We start from the raw sequence: 17,929 nt of genomic DNA on the forward strand, positions 1-17,929 counted from the left end.
TCAGCCCCGTTCGGGCTGGACGATCTGGGCGCGCAGGGTGGCCAGCAGGGCGGCACTGTCGGCCACGGAGAGTCGGGTGAACACGCCGGTGGCGATGCTGCCGTGGTCGACCGACGTGCAGACCACCACGTCACTGCCGTCGGCCCTACCCACCGCGCATCGCTCGTGCCTGCCCCGGACACCGGTGTCCACGCTCTCCGGGGCGTCCAGCGCGTACCGCTGGGTGAGCCGGCTGATCTCAGCCTCCGCGTCCGACTCCGGACTCAGCCGCAGGCCGGTGCCACCGAAGACGGTCACCCGCTTGCCGCTCGTCGTGGTGTAGACGCCGGCGAACGTGTCCTCGGCCAGCCAGTGCTCCTTGCGTACCTCGTTCTCCAACTTCTTGGCGGTCTGCGTGCTGCGGTCGTCCTGCCGCAGGCTGAGGTCGTCCACCTGCACGGGCAGCGCCGCGCGCGATGGGTACTGGGCCGAGATCGGGAACCCGTAGTAGGCGGGGCAGCCACAGCAGCAGGCGAGCGTGAGCAGCAGCAGCCACGGCCAGCGGCGTCGCCGGCGGACCGGGACCGGCACGTACCCCTTGGGGGGATGCCAACCGGGCGGCGCCGGCGGTGGCGCGGTGGATCGGCGGCCCCGACGCTGCTTCGGCATCTTCGGCGGCGCGGGTGGCGACATCGGTCGGGCCGGCATCATGGGCCCAGCGGGCCGCGGCGCGCTCGGGGCGGCCGGCGGCGGCGCCATGGGTCCGATGGCCCGCGGTGCGCTCGGGGCCGCCGGCGGCGATACCGGATACGGTCCGACCGGGGGAGCGGGCGGCCCGGACCACTGCCGGGTCTCCGGCGGTGCCGGGTACGACATCGTCGGGGGCAACGGGGGCAGTTCGGCGGAGGGCAGGTCCCAGCCCCCGGTGTCCACGCCGGCCCACGGGTCGACCGGCGTCTGGTGTTCCGGTGACCCGACGGAGACGGGCGGAGGAGGGGTCGGCTCGACCGACTGGCCCCAGGCGGCCCGGCGTGGCAGCGGCGGCGGCACCGGTGCCGAACCGCTCCACCTGGGCGCCGGGACCTCCGCGGTGGCGGCGGGTTCCGGCTGGTCCGGGGGGTCTGGCTGGTCCGGCTGGTCCGTGGGTTCCGGCTCGCCCGGGGGTTCCGGCTGGTCCGGGGGTACGGGTGGGGAGGTCGGCTCGTCGGCGACCGCCGGGTCCCGCTCCGGCTCCGTGCCCGGGGTGCTCCCGTCGGCCGGCCGTGCTCCCGGCTGGGGCTCCGGCATCGCGGCAATCTCCTCTCGCGCCGACCCGAGGTTAGTACCGCCCCGCCACCACCGCCGATCGGGCGTGCGCGCGATCGGCGCCGGGTGAACGCGTACCCTTGGGCATCATGAGTGCCCCGTCCACGACGCCGCGCGCGGCCGCGACCATTTCCGTGTGGCCCCAGCTTGAGCCACTGCTGCCCCAGGTCTCCAAGCCCATCCAGTACGTCGGCGGCGAGTTGGGTGCGGTGACGAAGGACTGGGACGCGGCGACCGTGCGTTGGGCGCTGATGTATCCCGACGCGTATGAGGTGGGCCTGCCCAACCAGGGTGTGCAGATCCTCTACGAGGTGCTCAACGAACTGCCCGACACCCTCGCCGAGCGGACGTACGCGGTCTGGCCGGACCTGGAGACGCTGATGCGCACGCACGGCGTGCCGCAGTTCACAGTCGACGCGCACCGGTCGGTGCGCGGGTTCGACGTGTTCGGCATCTCCTTCTCCACCGAGCTGGGTTACACCAACATGCTCACCGCGATCGACCTGGCCGGCATTCCGATGCTGGCCGCCGACCGCACCGACGCCGACCCGGTGATCGTGGCCGGCGGGCACGCCGCGTTCAACCCGGAGCCGATCGCCGACTTCATCGACGCCGCGGTGCTCGGCGACGGCGAGGAAGCGGTCCTGGAGATCACCGCGATCGTCCGGGAGTGGAAGGCCGAGGGTTCGCCCGGTGGCCGCGACGAGCTGCTGCTGCGGCTGGCGCGCACCGAGAGCGTCTACGTGCCCCGCTTCTACGACGTCGACTACCTGCCGGACGGCCGCATTCAGCGGGTCGTGCCGAACCGGGCAGACGTGCCGTTCCGGGTGCACAAGCGTACGACGATGGACCTGGACGCCTGGCCGTACCCGAAGAAGCCCCTCGTTCCGCTGGCCGAGACGGTGCACGAGCGGTACGCGGTGGAGATCTTCCGGGGCTGCACCCGGGGTTGCCGGTTCTGCCAGGCCGGGATGATCACCCGTCCGGTGCGGGAGCGGTCGATCACCACGGTCGGGCAGATGGTCCGCGAGGGCCTGGAGTTCTCCGGCTTCAACGAGGTCGGTCTGCTCTCGCTCTCCTCGGCGGACCACTCCGAGATCGGCGACATGTGCTCGGGCCTCGCCCAGCAGTACGAGGGCACGAACGTCTCGCTGTCACTGCCGTCGACCCGGGTGGACGCCTTCAACATCGACCTCGCGCAGGAGCTGTCCCGCAACGGTCGGCGTACCGGTCTGACCTTCGCCCCGGAGGGCGGGTCCGAGCGGATCCGCAAGGTCATCAACAAGATGGTGTCGAAGGAAGACCTGATCCGTACGGTCGTCACCGCGTACACCAACGGCTGGCGGCAGGTGAAGCTCTACTTCATGTGCGGCCTGCCCACCGAGACCGACGAGGACGTCCTCGAGATCGCGGAGATGGCACACGAGGTGATCAGGGCGGGCCGGGCCGCGACCGGCTCGAAGGACATCCGCTGCACGGTCTCCATCGGCGGGTTCGTGCCGAAGCCGCACACCCCGTTCCAATGGGCCGCGATGGACCGTCCGGAGGTCATCGACCACCGGCTCAGGATCCTCAAGCAGGCCATCAACGCGGACCGTTCGCTGGGCCGGGCCATCGGCTACCGCTACCACGACGGCGAGCCGTCGCTCATCGAAGGGCTGCTCTCCAGGGGTGACCGCCGGGTCGGCTCGGTCATCCGCAAGGTCTGGGAGAACGGCGGCCGGTTCGACGGGTGGAGCGAGCACTTCTCGTACCAGCGCTGGGTGGACGCGGCGGCCGAGACGCTGCCCGCGTTCGGGGTCGACCTCGACTGGTTCACCACCCGGCAGCGCGACGAGCTGGAAGTCCTGCCCTGGGACCACCTCGACTCGGGCCTGGACAAGGACTGGCTCTGGCAGGACTGGCAGGATTCGGTCAGCGGGTTCGAACAGGACGACTGTCGGTGGACGCCCTGCTTCGACTGCGGCGTCTGCCCATCGATGGACACCGAGATCCAGATCGGCCCCACCGGCAAGAAGCTGCTGCCGCTCACCCCGCTGGGCGGCAACGGCATGAAGGTGCCGTCGGGCCACTCGCACCCCTGACCGGCCCAGCGTCGGCTGGCAGTGCCCCACCACCCTCCACATCCGACATGTCGCCCAACGGGTCCGCGTCTCGCGGGCCCGTTGGCGCTGTGCGGGCTTCGCCGCACCGGACCTTCCGAGATCGGCCGCCATCTGTACCACGTGGTGGTGGCTGGGGCTGCCCCGCCTAGGTCAGACTCGATACGCTGCGTCTGACATGGACCGACCCGGGGGGTCGGCAACGGGGAGGAAGCGCATGGGGAGCATCCCGCCGCCGAACACCGGCGATCTGCACGTCAGCGTCGAGGATCTGGACGCCGCCGCAGCGTACGTCGAGCGGCTGAAGCAGTACGTCGACGACACGATCAGCTACGAGATGGAACGCATCAAGGAGCGGATGAAGGGCGGCAGCAACAACGCCCAGACCGTTCCGAACGGCACCCCCTTCGGCGCGTACGAGGACGCCCGCATGCAGTGGCGGGCACTGGAGACGTCCACCGCCAACATGGAGGCCCATCTCGCGACGCTCTCCCAGAAGCTCGCCGCGCTCAAGGAAGGCACCGAGGACATCGCCAAGGCGTTCCGCGACGCCGAGGCGCGTAACGGCGCCAACGGCAAGGAGATCGAGCGGCTGTTGGAGTCGGCGGCGCCGCCGCCCACCGCCAGCGGCGCACCCACCTACCCGTACACGGCCTGAGGGGGACGTCATGGCTGGAGGAACCTGGGAGCAGTGCGTCCGCGAGGTGACGCTCTCCGCGGACCCGGAGACGGTCGGATCGGTCGGAGCGGGCTGGAGCAATCTCTCCAGCGGCCTGCAACAGTTGCGGGACGCGCTCGTCGGTCGATCGTTCGTCGGCCCGGTCGCAACGGGCCAGGAACGCCCGAACGTCGGCGGCCTGCCCGGGATGCTCGCCGGTTGGAAGGGCAGCGGTGGCGACGCGTACCGCGAGCACCTGGGCAAGATCGGCAAGCAGATCGAGGATCTGATCACCGACGCGACCAACGTCAGTGGCGCGTTGACGCGGATCGAGGGCGACATCCGCAAGTCGGTCTCCACGATCCCGATCCCGCTGATGGACGACTTCGGCTGGAACAACTGGAGCCTGCCCAACGGCACGGACCTCGGCGACGCCCGGGACGGTGAGAGCTCGTCGGGATTCCTCGCCGCCCTGCGTAAGGACTACCAGAACAACCCTGCCTCGTACGCCGACGGCGCGTTCCGGGACAAGGCCGACGACCTGGAAGCCACCATGAAGGTCGACGGCCGGGCCGACGACCAGAAGCGGGGCGGCTGGTGGGACACCAAGTCCCACCTGGACAACTGGTACCGGGACAACCAGCAGGCCGCGAACACCGCGATGGCGCCGCTGCCCAAGGCGGTCTACACCGAGCGTCCCAAGCTCACCGTGATCGGTCCGGAGAAGGCCGATATCGACGACCTTCGTCGCGACACCCGGGTCCCGCCGACGGGCCGCCCCGATATCAGCGGCGAGATCGGCGGAAAGCCCGACATCGGTGGTGGCGGCCCCACGATCGGCAGCAGGCCGCCGGGCATTGGCGACACCGGCGGTCCGACGTCCAGCGTCGAACCGTTCTCCCCGACCAACCCCGGTGGGATCGGTGATGGCTCGCCCACCGGCGGCACCGGCCAGCTCACGGCCCCGCCGACCGGTTCCGGTTACCCGGGCTACGACGACGATGACTACACCAGCGGTCTGGCTGGCGCCACTCCGACCGGCGTTGGCGGCCTGGGTGGTGGCATCGGCGGCGGTGGGGTCGGCAGCACCGGTCTCGGTGGTGCCGGCGGCGGGTTCGGCGGCGGGGCCGGGGTGGGCTCGGCCGGCGGGATCGGCGCGGGCGGTGGCCTGGGCGGCGGTGCCGGGATCGGCGTCGGTGGCATCCCCGGCATGGTGGGCGGCGGCAACGGCAAGGTCCCGCCGATGACCAGCGCGGCGAACGCGCTGCGCACCGCCGCGGGCGCGGGCGGCGCCGGGATGGCGGGCGGCGTGCGTGGTGCGGGCGTCGGCGGCGCCGGGATGATGGGCGGCGGCATGATGGGCGGCGCGGGCGGCGCCGGGCACGGCGGTGGCAGCGGCACCGAGCACTCGTCGTGGTTGACTGAGGACGACGATCCGTGGGGCCCCGGTGACGGGGCGTCCCCGGGTGTCCTTCGGTGAGGATGGACGGATGAGGGTGAACGTCGGAAGCCTGCGGCCGGTAGTCGCCTGTCTGCTGGCGGGGTTCCTGGTGGTGGGGGCCGCCCAGCCGGCGGCCGCCGCGCCCCGGCGGGCCGAGCAGTGGTATCTGGACGAGCTCCGGATCGACCAGGTGCACAAGATCTCGACCGGGCAGGGTGTGGTCGTGGCCGTGCTCGACAGTGGCGTCGAGGCCACCCATCCGGACCTGCGCGGTCAGGTGCTCCCCGGCGGCCGTAGCTATGGCGCCTCCGGAGATGGCCGGGCCGACGAGGACGGGCACGGCACGCACATGGCCGGCATCATCGCGGCCAAGAGCGGTGGCCGGGACGGCGTGGACGGCATCGCCCCCGGCGCGAAGATCCTGCCCATCAAGCTGCGCAAGGGCACCGGGACGAACAGCGCGGCGGCGGTGGCCGTCGGCATCCGGATGGCCGTCGACGGCGGCGCCAAGGTGATCAACATGTCCTTCGGTGCCCCGGGCTTCGCCAGCCCCAACGAGGTGAGCGCGATCAAGTACGCGCTGGACCACGACGTGGTCGTGGTCTCCTCCGCGGGCAACACCGCCAAGGGCCACGTCGCCGTCGGAAACCCGGCCAACACGCCCGGTGTGATCGCCGTGACCGGGACGACCAAGGGCGGCAGGTTCTGGTCCGGCTCCGTCCAGGGGCCGGAGGCGGTGGTCGCGGCTCCCGGCGACAGCGTCTACAACATCACCAACGAGGAGGGCTACGGCTGGGGTGACGGAACCTCCGACTCCGGTGCGATCGTCTCCGCTCTGGCCGCGTTGATTCGAGCGAAGTACCCGGACCTCAACGCCCCGAGCGTGATCAACCGGATCATCCGGACCGCCCGGGACGCCGGCCCGTCCGGGCGGGATCCGCAGTACGGGTTCGGGGTGATCGACCCGATGAAGGCGCTGACCGCGAACGTGCCACCGGTCACCGCCAACCCATTGCTCGACCCGCCCGCGGCGACCGACCCGGGCCCGGCCCGCACCGACGGCGCGGACGAGGAGTTCGACGTCACCCAGCACGGTGATCGCGGTGGTCCGACTGATCAGCAGGTCATGGTGGTCGGCATCGGCATCGCCGTGGTGCTGGTGTTGCTGCTGGGGCTGGTGGTCTTCCTCATCTGGAACCGTCGTCGGTACCGGCGGGAGGCGGCCCGGGCCGCCAACCTCCCGGACGAGGTGCTCGACCGGGCGGCCCCTGGCGAGTATCCGTCGCCGGACGCGAGTTACGCCCCGCCGCCCGGCTACCCGGCGGCACCCGGTTACGGGCCGCCCCCCGGCTCCGGCTATGGCCCGCCCCCCGGTTACGGCCCGCCGCCCGGTTACGGCCCGCCGGGAGGGCCGCCACCCGCTCCGCCGAGAGAGCGGTAACCGGTCCTGATCGTGGTGGCCGGCTGGTGACCTCCGTGTCGCTGGCCGGCCATCGGCTTTTTCGCGGCGGGTGATCCCGGCACTGGCGACCGCTTTGCACCCGTCTGCCGGGGCGATTCGACCGCCCCGGCTGCGTACCGTCACGAGCCCTGCGCCAGGATGGGCGGACACGCAGGTCCACCCGAGGAGCCCACGATCGCCAGAAAGCCTCAACCCGAGGGCGGCCAGGCACCGGTCGTCCAGCGCGTCCGCATCCGGTACGCCAAGCGCGGGCCGCTGCGATTCACCTCGCACCGGGACTTCGCCCGGGCGTTCGAGCGCGCGCTACGCCGGGCCGCCGTGCCGGTCGCCTTCTCCCAGGGTTTCCACCCGCACCCGAAGATCTCCTACGCCAGCGCCGCGCCTACCGGGGTGGCCAGTGAGGCGGAGTACCTGGAAATCGCCCTTCAGGCCGAGGTCGACCCGGAGGCGCTGCGCGCCGCGTTGGACGCCGCGCTCTCGCCGGGGCTGGACGTCCTGGACGCTGTGATCGCCGAGGGCGGCAACCTGCCGGACCGGATCGAGGCGTCGCACTGGCACATCGAGTTGCCCGAGGTCGACCCGGCGGTGCTGCGCGCTGCCGTGGACGCCTTCGTCGCGGCCGAGGAGGTGCTGGTCGAGCGGATGACCAAGCAGGGGCGACGTACTTTCGACGCCCGCGCCGCTGTGATATCGATCGATGTCCAACTACCTACGCCGACGCCTTCCGGGGCACCGGCCGTACCGTGTGCGATACTCGAACTGGTCGTGCGGCAGGTCACCCCGTCCGTACGGCCCGATGACGTCCTTTCCGGCCTCCGCGTGGTGGCCGACCTGGAGCCGCCGGTTTCGCCGAGGGTGACCCGGCTGGCTCAGGGCACGTTGACCGCGCAGGGTGCGATCGTGGATCCGTTGGATGCGGACCGCGACGGGGCAGCCATCGTTGGGCACTGACCGACGGTCCGTGCTCTGGCAGGCAGACTTCGGCGGTCGCGCACCTCGCGCGCCCGGCGGAAACACTTTTGCGGCGACCCTGCGTGGCAGCGCTCACCCGCGCCCGGGGTAGCCAGAACTGGAGAACGTCCATGCTCGAGAACGAGCCCGAGGGCGGCGAACGGACCGGTTCACAGCCGGCCAGCGAGACCGCCGACCAGAGCAGCACGGCCGACGGCGCCGCCGTCGCGCCCCCCACCACCGCTGTCGGTTCGGCGTCGGTGGAACCGGCCGGCACGGAGAGCGCTCCCGAGGCCGCCGAGCCGGCCGCGCCGGTGCGGCGCACCCGGGCGACCCGTCGTCGGGCCGCCCCGCTCAAGCAGCCGGAGCAGACCGATGCACCGGTCGAGGCGTCCACCGGTGGGGCCGGCGGCGCCGAAACGCCGCAGGCGGAGGTCTTCGCGCCGGTCTCCGGCGACCAGGACGTCGCCCCGAAGACCCCCCGGCGCCGCCGAAAGGCCACCGCCGTCGAGACGACCGCCGAGGAGCCGCTGGTCGCCGCCTCCGCGGAGGCGGCCTCGGCCGAGGTGGTTCCGCCGGTCAAGGTGACCCGTACCCGGCGCAAGAAGGCCACGCCAGCTGCCGTCGAGGAGCCGCCCGCCACCGAGCAGCCGGCCGCCGCCGCCGAAGTGCCCGCCGTCGAGGAGCCGGTCGTGGAAGAGCCGGCCGTCGCCGAGGAGTCGGCGGAGTCCGACCTGCGCGAGGCCGAGGCCGAGTTGAACGACTCCGAGGCCCTGCCGAGCACCACCGCCGCCGAGCTGGCCTGGAGCAGTGGCCCGCAGGAGCGTTCCGGCGACGTGGCGCCGGGCGTGGCCGTGTCCGGTGTGACGGATGAGCCGAACGAGCCGGCCGAGATCGAGCCGGAGCAGCCGCGTACCCGTCGTCGGCGGGCTGCGCTCTCCGCGCCCACGGTGCTGTTCATGGCACCCCAGCCGGACGCTGTGCCGGTGACCCGACCGGTCGAGCCCGCTGCGGCGACCGAGGAGCCGGTCGTCGAGGAAGCCGCCGAGCCGTCCCGCCGCCGTCGGCGTGGTCGCCGCGAGGTCGAGCCGGTGGAGCCGGTCGAGGCGATCGAGGCCGAAGAGGAGCCGACCGAGGAGGCCGACGAGGCCGCCGAGGCGGACGAGGACGACGAGGACAGCGCCGCCGCGCGCCGCCGCCGTCGGCGTGGTCGCCGGGGCCGGGGTCGGGGTAAGGGCGGGGCCGACGACGCCGAGGACGAGGAGTCCGAGGAGGCGGCGCAGGCCGATGAGGAAGAGACCGCCGAGGCCGAAGGGGACGAGGACGAGGAGTCCGAGGGCGGGGACGGCCTGACCCGTCGTCGTCGCCGCCGTCGCCGTCGTGGCGCCGGTGACACCGAGGGCGCGGCGGACGACGGCGTGCCTACCGTGGTGAAGATCCGTGAGCCGCGCCGAACCGTCGACGAGGTGCAGGGCGTGTCCGGCTCGACCCGGCTGGAGGCCAAGCGCCAGCGCCGCCGCGACGGCCGGGAGCAGCGCCGTACCCGCCCGCCGATCCTCAGCGAATCGGAGTTCCTGGCACGCCGGGAGGCCGTCGACCGGGTGATGGCGGTTCGCCAACGCGGTGACCGCACCCAGATCGCCGTTCTGGAGGACGGCGTGCTGGTCGAGCACTACGTCACCCGCAACTCCTCCGCGACGATGGCCGGCAACGTGTACCTCGGCAAGGTGCAGAACGTGCTGCCGAGCATGGAGGCCGCGTTCGTCGACGTCGGCCGGGGCCGCAACGCGGTGCTGTACGCCGGTGAGGTCAACTGGGACACCTCCGGGTTGGAGGGGCGGGCACGCTCGATCGAGCAGGCGCTCCGCTCCGGCGACTCGGTGCTGGTCCAGGTCACCAAGGACCCGATCGGGCACAAGGGCGCACGGCTGACCAGCCACATCGCGCTCTCGGGTCGGCACCTGGTCTACGTACCCAACGGCAACGCCTCCGGGATCAGCCGCAAGCTGCCGGACAACGAGCGCAAGCGGCTGCGGGACGTGCTCAAGAAGTTGGTCCCGGACGGCGCGGGCGTGATCGTCCGGACGGCCGCCGAGGGCGCCACCGAGGACGAGCTGGCCCGCGACGTCAAGCGGCTCCAGGCGCAGTGGGAGGACATCCAGGCCAAGGCCGCCGAGGGTGGCGCTCCGGTGCTGCTCTACGGGGAGCCCGACCTGGTCATCCGGGTGGTCCGGGACCTGTTCAACGAGGACTTCCGCGAGCTGGTGATCGAGGGCGAGCAGTCGTACGACATGGTCGAGTCGTACCTGTCGCACGTCTCCCCGGACCTGGTCGACCGGGTGCGCCGGCACGTCGGCACGAGTGACGTCTTCGCCGAGTACCGGATCGACGAGCAGATCATCAAGGGCTTGGACCGCAAGGTCTTCCTGCCCTCCGGCGGCTCGTTGGTGATCGACCGCACCGAGGCGATGACTGTCGTCGACGTCAACACCGGCAAGTACACCGGCTCCGGGGGCAACCTGGAGGAGACCGTCACCCGCAACAACCTGGAGGCGGCGGAGGAGATCGTCCGTCAGCTCCGGCTGCGTGACATCGGCGGCATCGTGGTGATCGACTTCATCGACATGGTGCTGGAGTCGAACCGTGAGCTGGTGCTGCGCCGGCTCACCGAGTGCCTGGGCCGGGACCGCACCAAGCACCAGGTCACCGAGATCACCTCGCTCGGTCTGGTGCAGATGACCCGTAAGCGGATCGGCGCGGGCCTGCTGGAGGCGTTCAGCGAGACCTGCGAGTGCTGCAAGGGCCGGGGCGTCATCATCCACACCGAGCCGGTGCCGGAGAAGCCACGCCCCGCCGGTGCGGGGGAGAAGGTCAAGGCGGTCGCCGCGTCGGTGGCTCCCGCTCCGGCGGCCGAGCCGAATGCCACGTCGTCCCGCCGTCGGGCGCGCAAGAACGCCCCGGCTGCGGCCGAGCGGACCGTGGTGGAGGTCGTCGACACCGATTCCAACGCCGAACCGGACGCCGACTACCAGGACACCATGGGCTACGACCTGTCCCGCTACGAGTCGGACACCGCCGCCGCGCCGGCGATCTCCGACGCTCAGCAGGGTGAGTCGGCTCGGCTGGCCGCGGCGGACGACCCGGACGCGCTCGCTGACGGTGAGGGCGACGAGGAGACCACCGAGGGTGGTGGCGGTCGTCGTCGGTCGCGTCGGGGTGGCGCCCGTCGCCGGACCCGCCCCTGAGCGCCTGACCGGCCACGTGTGTGACGAGGTCCCTCTCCCGGCAAGTGACGGGGGAGGGACCTCGTCGTTGTGGCCACCGGTCCTCCATCGGCCGTCCCGGCCAGGCGCGGAGCCGCCGTTCGCCGGGGCGGTCCGCAGCTCAGACCCTGATCACCGACGTCGAGACCGAAGGTTCCGCGCTCGGTACGGACGTCTGGTCGATCGACGAGACCGAACTCGACCGGCTCCAGCTGCGCCTCGACCAGCTCTGCGCTCGCTGACCAGGGCGGGCCGGTTTGGGGTCCGGGCCAGCAATGGCGTACTCTTGCCTGCGGCCCACCTTTGGTGTGCCGAGTTCCCGTGTGCCCGCGCCGCCGTGCACTGCTACCCGGCGAGCCGCTGCGGGGACGACCGCCAGCAGCCTCAACGACAGGGAGTCCGCCTCCGATGTACGCGATCGTCAAGACCGGCGGCAAGCAGTACAAGGTCGCCGAGGGCGACGTGATCGAGGTCGAGAAGCTCACCGGTGCCCCCGGTGACGCGGTGAAGCTCACCGCGGTGCTCCTCGTCGACGGTGACGACCTGGTGACCGACGCGGCGAAGCTTGCCGAGGTCGCGGTGTCCGGCGAAATCGCCGCGCACACCAAGGGCCCGAAGATCCGGATCCACAAGTTCAAGAACAAGACCGGCTACCACAAGCGCCAGGGTCACCGCCAGCCGTTGACCCAGGTCAAGGTGACCGGCATCTCCAGCGGGAAGTAGGTCGTCCTCCAATGGCTCACAAAAAGGGTGCGTCCAGCTCGCGTAACGGTCGTGACTCCGCGGCCCAGCGACTTGGCGTGAAGCGCTTCGGTGGTCAGGTCGTCAGCGCCGGTGAGATCATCATCCGGCAGCGTGGCACCAAGTTCCACCCCGGTGACCTGGTCGGCCGTGGCGGCGACGACACGCTGTTCGCGCTGTCCGCCGGTGCGGTCCTGTTCGGCACCAAGCGCGGTCGCAAGACCGTCAGCATCGTTCCGCAGCAGTAGTTCTCGGGCTTAAGCGGGCCGCGGACCTCCGGGTCCCGGCCCGCTTAGCCTTTTTCGCGAAGTGCGAGGTTGGACCTCGCTGGAAGGATTGACGCCGTGGCAACGTTCGTTGACCGGGTCGTTCTGCACCTGCAGGCCGGCGATGGCGGGCACGGTTGTGTCTCGATCCACCGCGAGAAGTTCAAGCCCTTCGGTGGGCCGGACGGCGGCAACGGTGGGCACGGCGGCAGCGTGTCCCTGGTGGTCGACCCGCAGGTGACCACGCTGCTCGACTTCCACTTCCACCCGCACGTCAAGGCCGACAACGGCAAGGGCGGCGCCGGCTCGAACCGGGACGGGGCCAATGGCCACAACCTGGTGCTCAAGGTGCCCAACGGCACCGTGGTGCAGAGCACCGACGGCACCGTGCTGGCCGACATGGTCGGTGCCGGCACCACCTTCGAGGTTGCCCGCGGCGGGCGCGGCGGGCGCGGCAACGCCTCGCTGGCCAACGCCAAGCGGAAGGCACCCGGCTTCGCCGAGTTGGGGGAGCCCGGCGACCAACTGGACATCGTGCTGGAGCTGAAGAGCGTCGCCGATGTGGGCCTGGTGGGCTTCCCGTCCGCCGGTAAGTCGTCGCTGATCTCGGTGATCTCCGCCGCCAAGCCGAAGATCGCCGACTACCCGTTCACCACCCTCGTGCCCAACCTCGGTGTGGTCCGGATGGACAACCACACCTTCACCGTCGCGGACGTGCCGGGCCTGATCCCCGGTGCGGCCACCGGCAAAGGGCTGGGCCTGGAGTTCCTGCGGCACATCGAGCGCTGCGCGGTGTTGGTGCACGTCATCGACTCGGCGACGCTGGAGCCGGGCCGCGACCCGGTGGCCGACATCGACGCCATCGAGTCCGAGCTGAGCCAGTACGGCGGCCTGGCCGACCGCCCACGGCTGGTCGCCGTCAACAAGGTCGACGTGCCGGACGGCCGCGACCTCGCCGAGATCGTGCGCCCCGACCTGGAGGAGCGCGGTTACCGGGTGTTCGAGGTTTCCGCCGCCACCCGGGAAGGGCTCAAGGAGCTGACCTACGCGATGGCCGATCTGGTCGAGGCAGAGCGGAATGCCGCCCCGCCGGCCGAGCCGACCCGGATCGTGATCCGCCCGATGGCCGTGGACGACGACGGTTTCACCATCACGGCCGAGGCGGACGGCTCGTTCACCGTCCGCGGTGTCCGCCCGGAACGCTGGGTCAAGCAGACCAACTTCGACAACGACGAGGCGGTCGGTTACCTGGCTGACCGGCTGGCCCGGCTCGGCGTGGAGGACAAGCTGGCCAAGGCCGGCGCGCAGCCCGGTGATCTGGTCCGGATCGGTGTGCGCGAGTTCGACTGGCAGCCGACGCTCTTCGCCGGCGTCGAGTTCGTACCCGGCAACCGGGGCACCGACATCCGTCTGGAGGAGAAGTCGAACCGGGCCTCCGCCGCGGATCGACTCGCCGCCCGGAAGGCTCGTCGGGTGCGGTCGGCGGACGAGGTGGGCGCGGACGCGTCCGACGACCTGTCCGACGACCTCGACGACGAGGACGACGCCGAGTAGTTCGTTGCGCTCCGTCATGGGGTTGATTTCCGGAAACCTTCGCGAAATCGGCGCATCCTAGCGTGGGGTGATGCTGATCGAGTCCCGGCCTGCCACCGATCCGGAGATCGCCGCCCTTGTCGTCGCGCAGCAGCGTGAGCTGCGCGAGGCCGATGGCGGGTTGGACGGGCAGGTCTTCCTGCCGCACGACGACGTCCGCTACCTGGCGGTGGTGGTGAACGGTCGGGCGGTCGCCTGCGGTGGGCTCCAGGCGCTCGATGCCGACACCGGCGAGGTCAAGCGGATGTACGTGCGGCCCGCTTACCGGGGGCGGGGTATCGCCCGGCAGTTGCTGGCCGCGCTGGAGGAGTGCGCGTTCCGGCAGGGGCACTCGGTGGTCTGCCTGGAGACCGGCAGCTACCTGCCGGCCGCGATCGCGCTGTACACCTCGGGTGGCTACCAGCAGATCCCGGTCTACGGCGAGTACGTGAGCAACCCGTACAGCGTCTGTTTCGCCAAGCGGTTGCCGGTCGCGGCCTGAGGCGTCGCGTCGCCGGTCAGGCGCCGGTGCTGGCGTGCGCGACGGTCACCGGCTTCGACTCCGGCGAGGCGTGCTGGCGTAGGACGACGCTCAGCAGGATCAGCGCGCCGACCGCGAGAAACTCGCTCTGCCAGTTCTGCATGGACTGGAACCAGAAGTCGCTGGTGCCGAGGAACTCCCACACCCCGATCGGCGGAGCACCGCTCTGGAGCGCCTGCTCCTGGTTGTACGCGGCGGTGCCACCGAGCAGGTGACCGACGAAGGAACCGGCGAAGATCAGCAGCAGCGCGAGGGAGAGGCTGTTCCGGTAGATCACCAGCGGCAGGCCGCCGACGCGTACCGGCCAGGGTGACTGCGGGGTCGCCCGGCGCTCGTCGTCCTCCGGCCGGTCGGTCTGGTCCACCGGCTTCGACTCGGCCGAGCCCCGCTGCACCAGGTACGCGGTGAGCAGCACGTAGCCGCCCATCTGGAGGAACTCCGACTCCCAGTTCTCGAAGACCGCCTCGACGAAGTGCCCAGTGGTCAGGTACGCCGGCCAACTCAGCGGCGCGGCTCCGAACTCGGTCAGCTCCTCGTTGTGGGTCTGCCAGCCGAAGACGCTCTGCAACACGAGGAAGACCAGGAACGCGCCCAGCATGGCGACGGCCAGGGCGTTGTTACGGAGCCAACGAGGCATGGTCACACCTCCTTCGCCGGTCGATTACCCCTGTGGGCGTGACCGCGAAACCCAAACCCCCAGGTCAGCGCCCTTCGGCGGGGCCGTCCAGGCGTCCGCCGGTGCCCGCCTGGTTGGACAGCAGCAGCCCGAGCGCGAGCATCCCGAAGCCGAGCGCGAGGTGCAGCCAGTTGTCGGCGTCGTTGAGCGGCAGGATGTTCGCCCCAGCGTCCGGGTTGATCGCCTCGATCGCCAGGCCGTACAGCCAGAGAGCGAGGTAGATCGCGCCACCGCCGGCCAGGAACACGCGGGCGCCGGCGATGCTGCGGGCCAGCACCAGGCCAGCCAGCCCAAAGAACAGGTGCACCGCGTTGTGCAGGATCGACACCTGGAACAGCCCGAGAAGGTGGGCGTCCGAGTGATGCCCGCCGAACCTCAGCTCGCCGTAGTCGGTGGTGATGCCGGGGATGAAGCCGAGGACGCCGATCAGCAGGAAGACCCCGGCCACGACCAGCGCGGCCACCTGGACCCGGGGTCGGGGACCGGCCGCTCGGCCGCCTCGTGCGCCTCGTGCCATCGCTGCCCCCTCCGTGGATCTGCCGGCCTGGCGAACCTCACTGTCCGCAGCGGCGACGTGACGCAGCCCGACGATCCTCCATTTTGAAGTCCATCCGGTGGGCCGCGCAGAGAAATGCACGAAGAGGTATGGAAGCCGGAACGCAGGGTAGGTGAATGGTCAGCGGCGGCGGCAACGCGCCGCATCCCCCCAGCACAACCGCGACGACTTTCTGAGCGGAAGGGAAATCATGACTTACGATCTTTCATCGACGTCCTCCACGTACGGGCAGCAGTCGACCAACGGCGGTGGCGTCCGCGACCAGGCGCGCCAGGTCGGGTCGGAGGCCGCGCAGGCTGGTGGCGCGGTCGCCCAGACCGCCAAGGAGCAGGGCACCGAGGTCGGCCGTGAGGCGGCCCGACAGGCCCGCAACCTGTACGGCGAGGCCCGCAGCCAGCTCGCCAGTCAGACCGGTGAGCAGCAGCGGCGAGCCGCCGGTGGGCTGCGTTCGCTGGCCGACGAGATGCGCTCGATGGCCGAGCAGGGTGGCCAGGCCGGCCCGGTGACCGAGCTGGCCCGCCAGGCCGCCGACCGGGTGCAGGGCGTCGCCGGTTGGCTTGAGCAGCGCGAGCCCGGCGACCTGGTCACCGAGGTACGCGACTACGCGCGGCGTAACCCGGGCACCTTCCTGGTTGGCGCGGCGGTCCTCGGTGTGCTGGCGGGCCGGCTGACCCGAGGCATCTCGGCCGCCGGCGACGACTCCGGCGACGGTTCCTCGACCTACCGGGGCGGCGGTGCGTACGACCCGGAGCAGACCGCTGTGATCCCGACGCCACCGCCGGCGCCTCGCGCGGTGCCGGACGCCGTCCCGGCCGGCGGCTACCTCGACCCGACCCCCGGCACGCACACCCCGCCGACGTCCGGTGGCTATGCCGACGAGACGCCCGGTGGTTACGCCGACCCGACCCCCGGCGGTTACGCCGACCCGGCACCCGGTGGTTACGCCGACCCGGCACCCGGTGGTTACGCCGACCCGGCACCCGGCGGTTACGCCGAGCCCGGCCGGGGCGACCACCCGGAGCACTCCGGCACCGGTCAGCCGCTGCCGCCGGTGACCCAGACCGACCCGCTGCCGGGCGTGCCCTCCAGCGGCAACCCTCGCCCGTGAGCCGCCGAGTCATCCGAAGGGAGACGACGGCATGAGCATGCCGACGCAGGGGTCCGGCCTGGACTCCGGTTACCACCCCGACGCGGGTGCCCCGCAGACCGACGCGGAGGTGAAGAGCAGCTCGCTGGGTGACCTGATGCGTCAGGTCACCACCGACCTGTCGACGCTGATGCGTCAGGAGGTCGAGCTGGCCAAGGCCGAGATCCGCCAGGAGGGCAAGAAGGCCGGCAAGGCCGCGGGCCTCTTCGGCGGTGCCGGCTTCGGCGGCTACATGGTGGCCCTCTTCGTGTCCATCGCCGTGTGGCAGTTCCTGGACAACGTCATGGACTCCGGCCTGGCCGCACTGATCGTGGCCGTGATCTGGGCCGCGGTCGCCGCCGTCCTCTACTCGATGGCCAAGAAGAACGCCCAGCACGTACGCGGGCTCAAGCAGACCAACGACAGCGTGCAGCGGATTCCCGACGCGCTCAAGCCACACCCGGAGGGAGTCACCCGATGAGCACCGATCCCGATCAGATCCGCCGGGAGATCGAAGCCACCCGTAACAGCCTCAGCTCCGATGTGGATGCGTTGGCGTACAAGGTCAGCCCCAGCCGCATCGTCGACGACCGCAAGCAGCGGGCCCGTTCCGCTCTGCAGAATGTGAGGGACAAGGTCATGGGAACCGCGTCTGACCTCGGCCACGGCACCGGCCAGGCCGCCCACTCGGTGGGTGACCACGCCTCGTCGGCGGCCTCCAGCGTCAGCGGTGCCGCGCACTCGGCGGCGGCCACCGTCAGCGACGCCGCGCACAGCGCGCCGCGGGTGATTCGGCAGAAGTCCCAGGGCAACCCTCTCGCTGCCGGCTTGATCGCGTTCGGGGTCGGCTGGCTGGCCTCGTCGCTGATCCCGGCCTCGCGCCGGGAGCAGGAGGTCGCCACCCAGGTGAAGGCCAGGGTCAGCGAGCACAGCGGGGCGGCGAAGGAGAAGCTGAGCGAGGTGGCCGGTGAGCTGCGCGAGCCGGCCCGGCAGGCCGCCGAGTCGGTGAAGTCCACCGCTCAGGACGCCGTGCACGCGGTCAAGGACGACACGAAGTCCGCCGCCCACAACGTCAAGGACCACGCCACCCCCTGACCCAACTCCCAAAACAGCGCGACAGCTCGCGGCCACCCCCGGGTGCCCGCGACCTGTCCCGCCCCCGCCCCCCGCGCTGCCCCCGCCCCGCCCCGCCCCCCCGTCCCCGCCCCGCCCCGCCCCGCCCCCCCCCTGCCCCCCCGGTCTTGCAGTTTCGAACTGGTTTTTGTCGCTCATGGGCTGTTCTGTCCCGTC

Annotated in this window: 16 protein-coding genes; 13 read left to right on the forward strand and 3 right to left on the reverse strand. The window is 71.4% G+C overall.

Annotation, left to right across the window (positions count from 1 at the left end):
- Window positions 1-1,266 (reverse strand): hypothetical protein, encoded by a 1,266-nt coding sequence (locus tag V6U86_RS32235; RefSeq protein WP_334510099.1) that lies wholly within the window; start codon window positions 1,264-1,266, stop codon window positions 1-3.
- Window positions 1,267-1,373: 107 nt separating this feature from the next.
- Here V6U86_RS32235 and V6U86_RS32240 point away from each other — a divergent pair, with 107 nt between their 5' ends.
- The 10 genes from V6U86_RS32240 to V6U86_RS32285 all read left to right on the forward strand — a co-directional run bounded on the left by V6U86_RS32240 (window position 1,374) and on the right by V6U86_RS32285 (window position 14,242).
- Entirely contained in the window at window positions 1,374-3,368 is a 1,995-nt protein-coding gene (locus V6U86_RS32240) for a TIGR03960 family B12-binding radical SAM protein (RefSeq protein WP_334510101.1), read from the forward strand.
- A gap of 235 nt (window positions 3,369-3,603) precedes the next feature.
- Window positions 3,604-4,044, forward strand: coding sequence for a hypothetical protein (locus V6U86_RS32245; protein WP_334510103.1), 441 nt, complete (start codon window positions 3,604-3,606; stop codon window positions 4,042-4,044).
- Window positions 4,045-4,054: 10 nt separating this feature from the next.
- The gene (locus V6U86_RS32250; RefSeq protein WP_334510105.1) at window positions 4,055-5,524 is read left to right on the forward strand and encodes a WXG100 family type VII secretion target; all 1,470 of its coding nucleotides are present in this window, start codon (window positions 4,055-4,057) and stop codon (window positions 5,522-5,524) included.
- Between the two features lie 10 nt (window positions 5,525-5,534).
- Complete coding sequence (gene mycP, locus V6U86_RS32255; RefSeq protein WP_334510107.1) at window positions 5,535-6,926, forward strand: type VII secretion-associated serine protease mycosin; 1,392 nt, start codon at window positions 5,535-5,537, stop codon at window positions 6,924-6,926.
- 159 nt (window positions 6,927-7,085) lie between these two features.
- Window positions 7,086-7,898: a TIGR03936 family radical SAM-associated protein gene (locus V6U86_RS32260; RefSeq protein WP_334510109.1), complete on the forward strand. Its 813-nt coding sequence runs from the start codon at window positions 7,086-7,088 to the stop codon at window positions 7,896-7,898.
- 131 nt (window positions 7,899-8,029) lie between these two features.
- Window positions 8,030-11,143, forward strand: a complete 3,114-nt coding sequence (locus tag V6U86_RS32265; RefSeq protein WP_334510111.1) for an Rne/Rng family ribonuclease — start codon at window positions 8,030-8,032, stop codon at window positions 11,141-11,143.
- A gap of 426 nt (window positions 11,144-11,569) precedes the next feature.
- Window positions 11,570-11,884, forward strand: coding sequence for a 50S ribosomal protein L21 (gene rplU / locus V6U86_RS32270; protein WP_007464063.1), 315 nt, complete (start codon window positions 11,570-11,572; stop codon window positions 11,882-11,884).
- 11 nt (window positions 11,885-11,895) lie between these two features.
- On the forward strand, window positions 11,896-12,150 hold the full coding sequence (gene rpmA / locus V6U86_RS32275; protein WP_007464062.1) for a 50S ribosomal protein L27: 255 nt from the start codon (window positions 11,896-11,898) through the stop codon (window positions 12,148-12,150).
- A gap of 96 nt (window positions 12,151-12,246) precedes the next feature.
- Window positions 12,247-13,722 (forward strand): GTPase ObgE, encoded by a 1,476-nt coding sequence (gene obgE / locus V6U86_RS32280; protein ID WP_334510120.1) that lies wholly within the window; start codon window positions 12,247-12,249, stop codon window positions 13,720-13,722.
- Between the two features lie 70 nt (window positions 13,723-13,792).
- Entirely contained in the window at window positions 13,793-14,242 is a 450-nt protein-coding gene (locus V6U86_RS32285) for a GNAT family N-acetyltransferase (RefSeq protein ID WP_334510122.1), read from the forward strand.
- A 16-nt stretch (window positions 14,243-14,258) separates the two neighbouring features.
- On the opposite strand, the gene V6U86_RS32290 is transcribed toward V6U86_RS32285, so the two are convergent.
- On the reverse strand, window positions 14,259-14,918 hold the full coding sequence (locus V6U86_RS32290; RefSeq protein ID WP_334510124.1) for a DUF6766 family protein: 660 nt from the start codon (window positions 14,916-14,918) through the stop codon (window positions 14,259-14,261).
- Window positions 14,919-14,982: 64 nt separating this feature from the next.
- Window positions 14,983-15,474: a DUF4383 domain-containing protein gene (locus V6U86_RS32295; protein ID WP_334510126.1), complete on the reverse strand. Its 492-nt coding sequence runs from the start codon at window positions 15,472-15,474 to the stop codon at window positions 14,983-14,985.
- Window positions 15,475-15,703: 229 nt separating this feature from the next.
- Between V6U86_RS32295 and V6U86_RS32300 the strand changes: the two genes are divergently transcribed.
- Genes V6U86_RS32300 through V6U86_RS32310 form a run of 3 tightly spaced genes read left to right on the forward strand, consistent with a single transcriptional unit; the run spans window position 15,704 to window position 17,734 of the window.
- Window positions 15,704-16,621, forward strand: coding sequence for a hypothetical protein (locus V6U86_RS32300; protein ID WP_334510128.1), 918 nt, complete (start codon window positions 15,704-15,706; stop codon window positions 16,619-16,621).
- A gap of 31 nt (window positions 16,622-16,652) precedes the next feature.
- Window positions 16,653-17,120, forward strand: a complete 468-nt coding sequence (locus V6U86_RS32305) for a phage holin family protein (protein WP_334510130.1) — start codon at window positions 16,653-16,655, stop codon at window positions 17,118-17,120.
- Window positions 17,117-17,734, forward strand: coding sequence for a DUF3618 domain-containing protein (locus V6U86_RS32310; protein ID WP_334510132.1), 618 nt, complete (start codon window positions 17,117-17,119; stop codon window positions 17,732-17,734). The genes V6U86_RS32305 and V6U86_RS32310 overlap by 4 nt, the downstream gene beginning before the upstream one ends.
- Window positions 17,735-17,929: the final 195 nt, after the last annotated feature.

Origin of the sequence: Micromonospora sp. CPCC 205558 (genome assembly GCF_036902955.1) — a bacterium.
In the GTDB taxonomy this organism is placed as follows: domain Bacteria; phylum Actinomycetota; class Actinomycetes; order Mycobacteriales; family Micromonosporaceae; genus Micromonospora.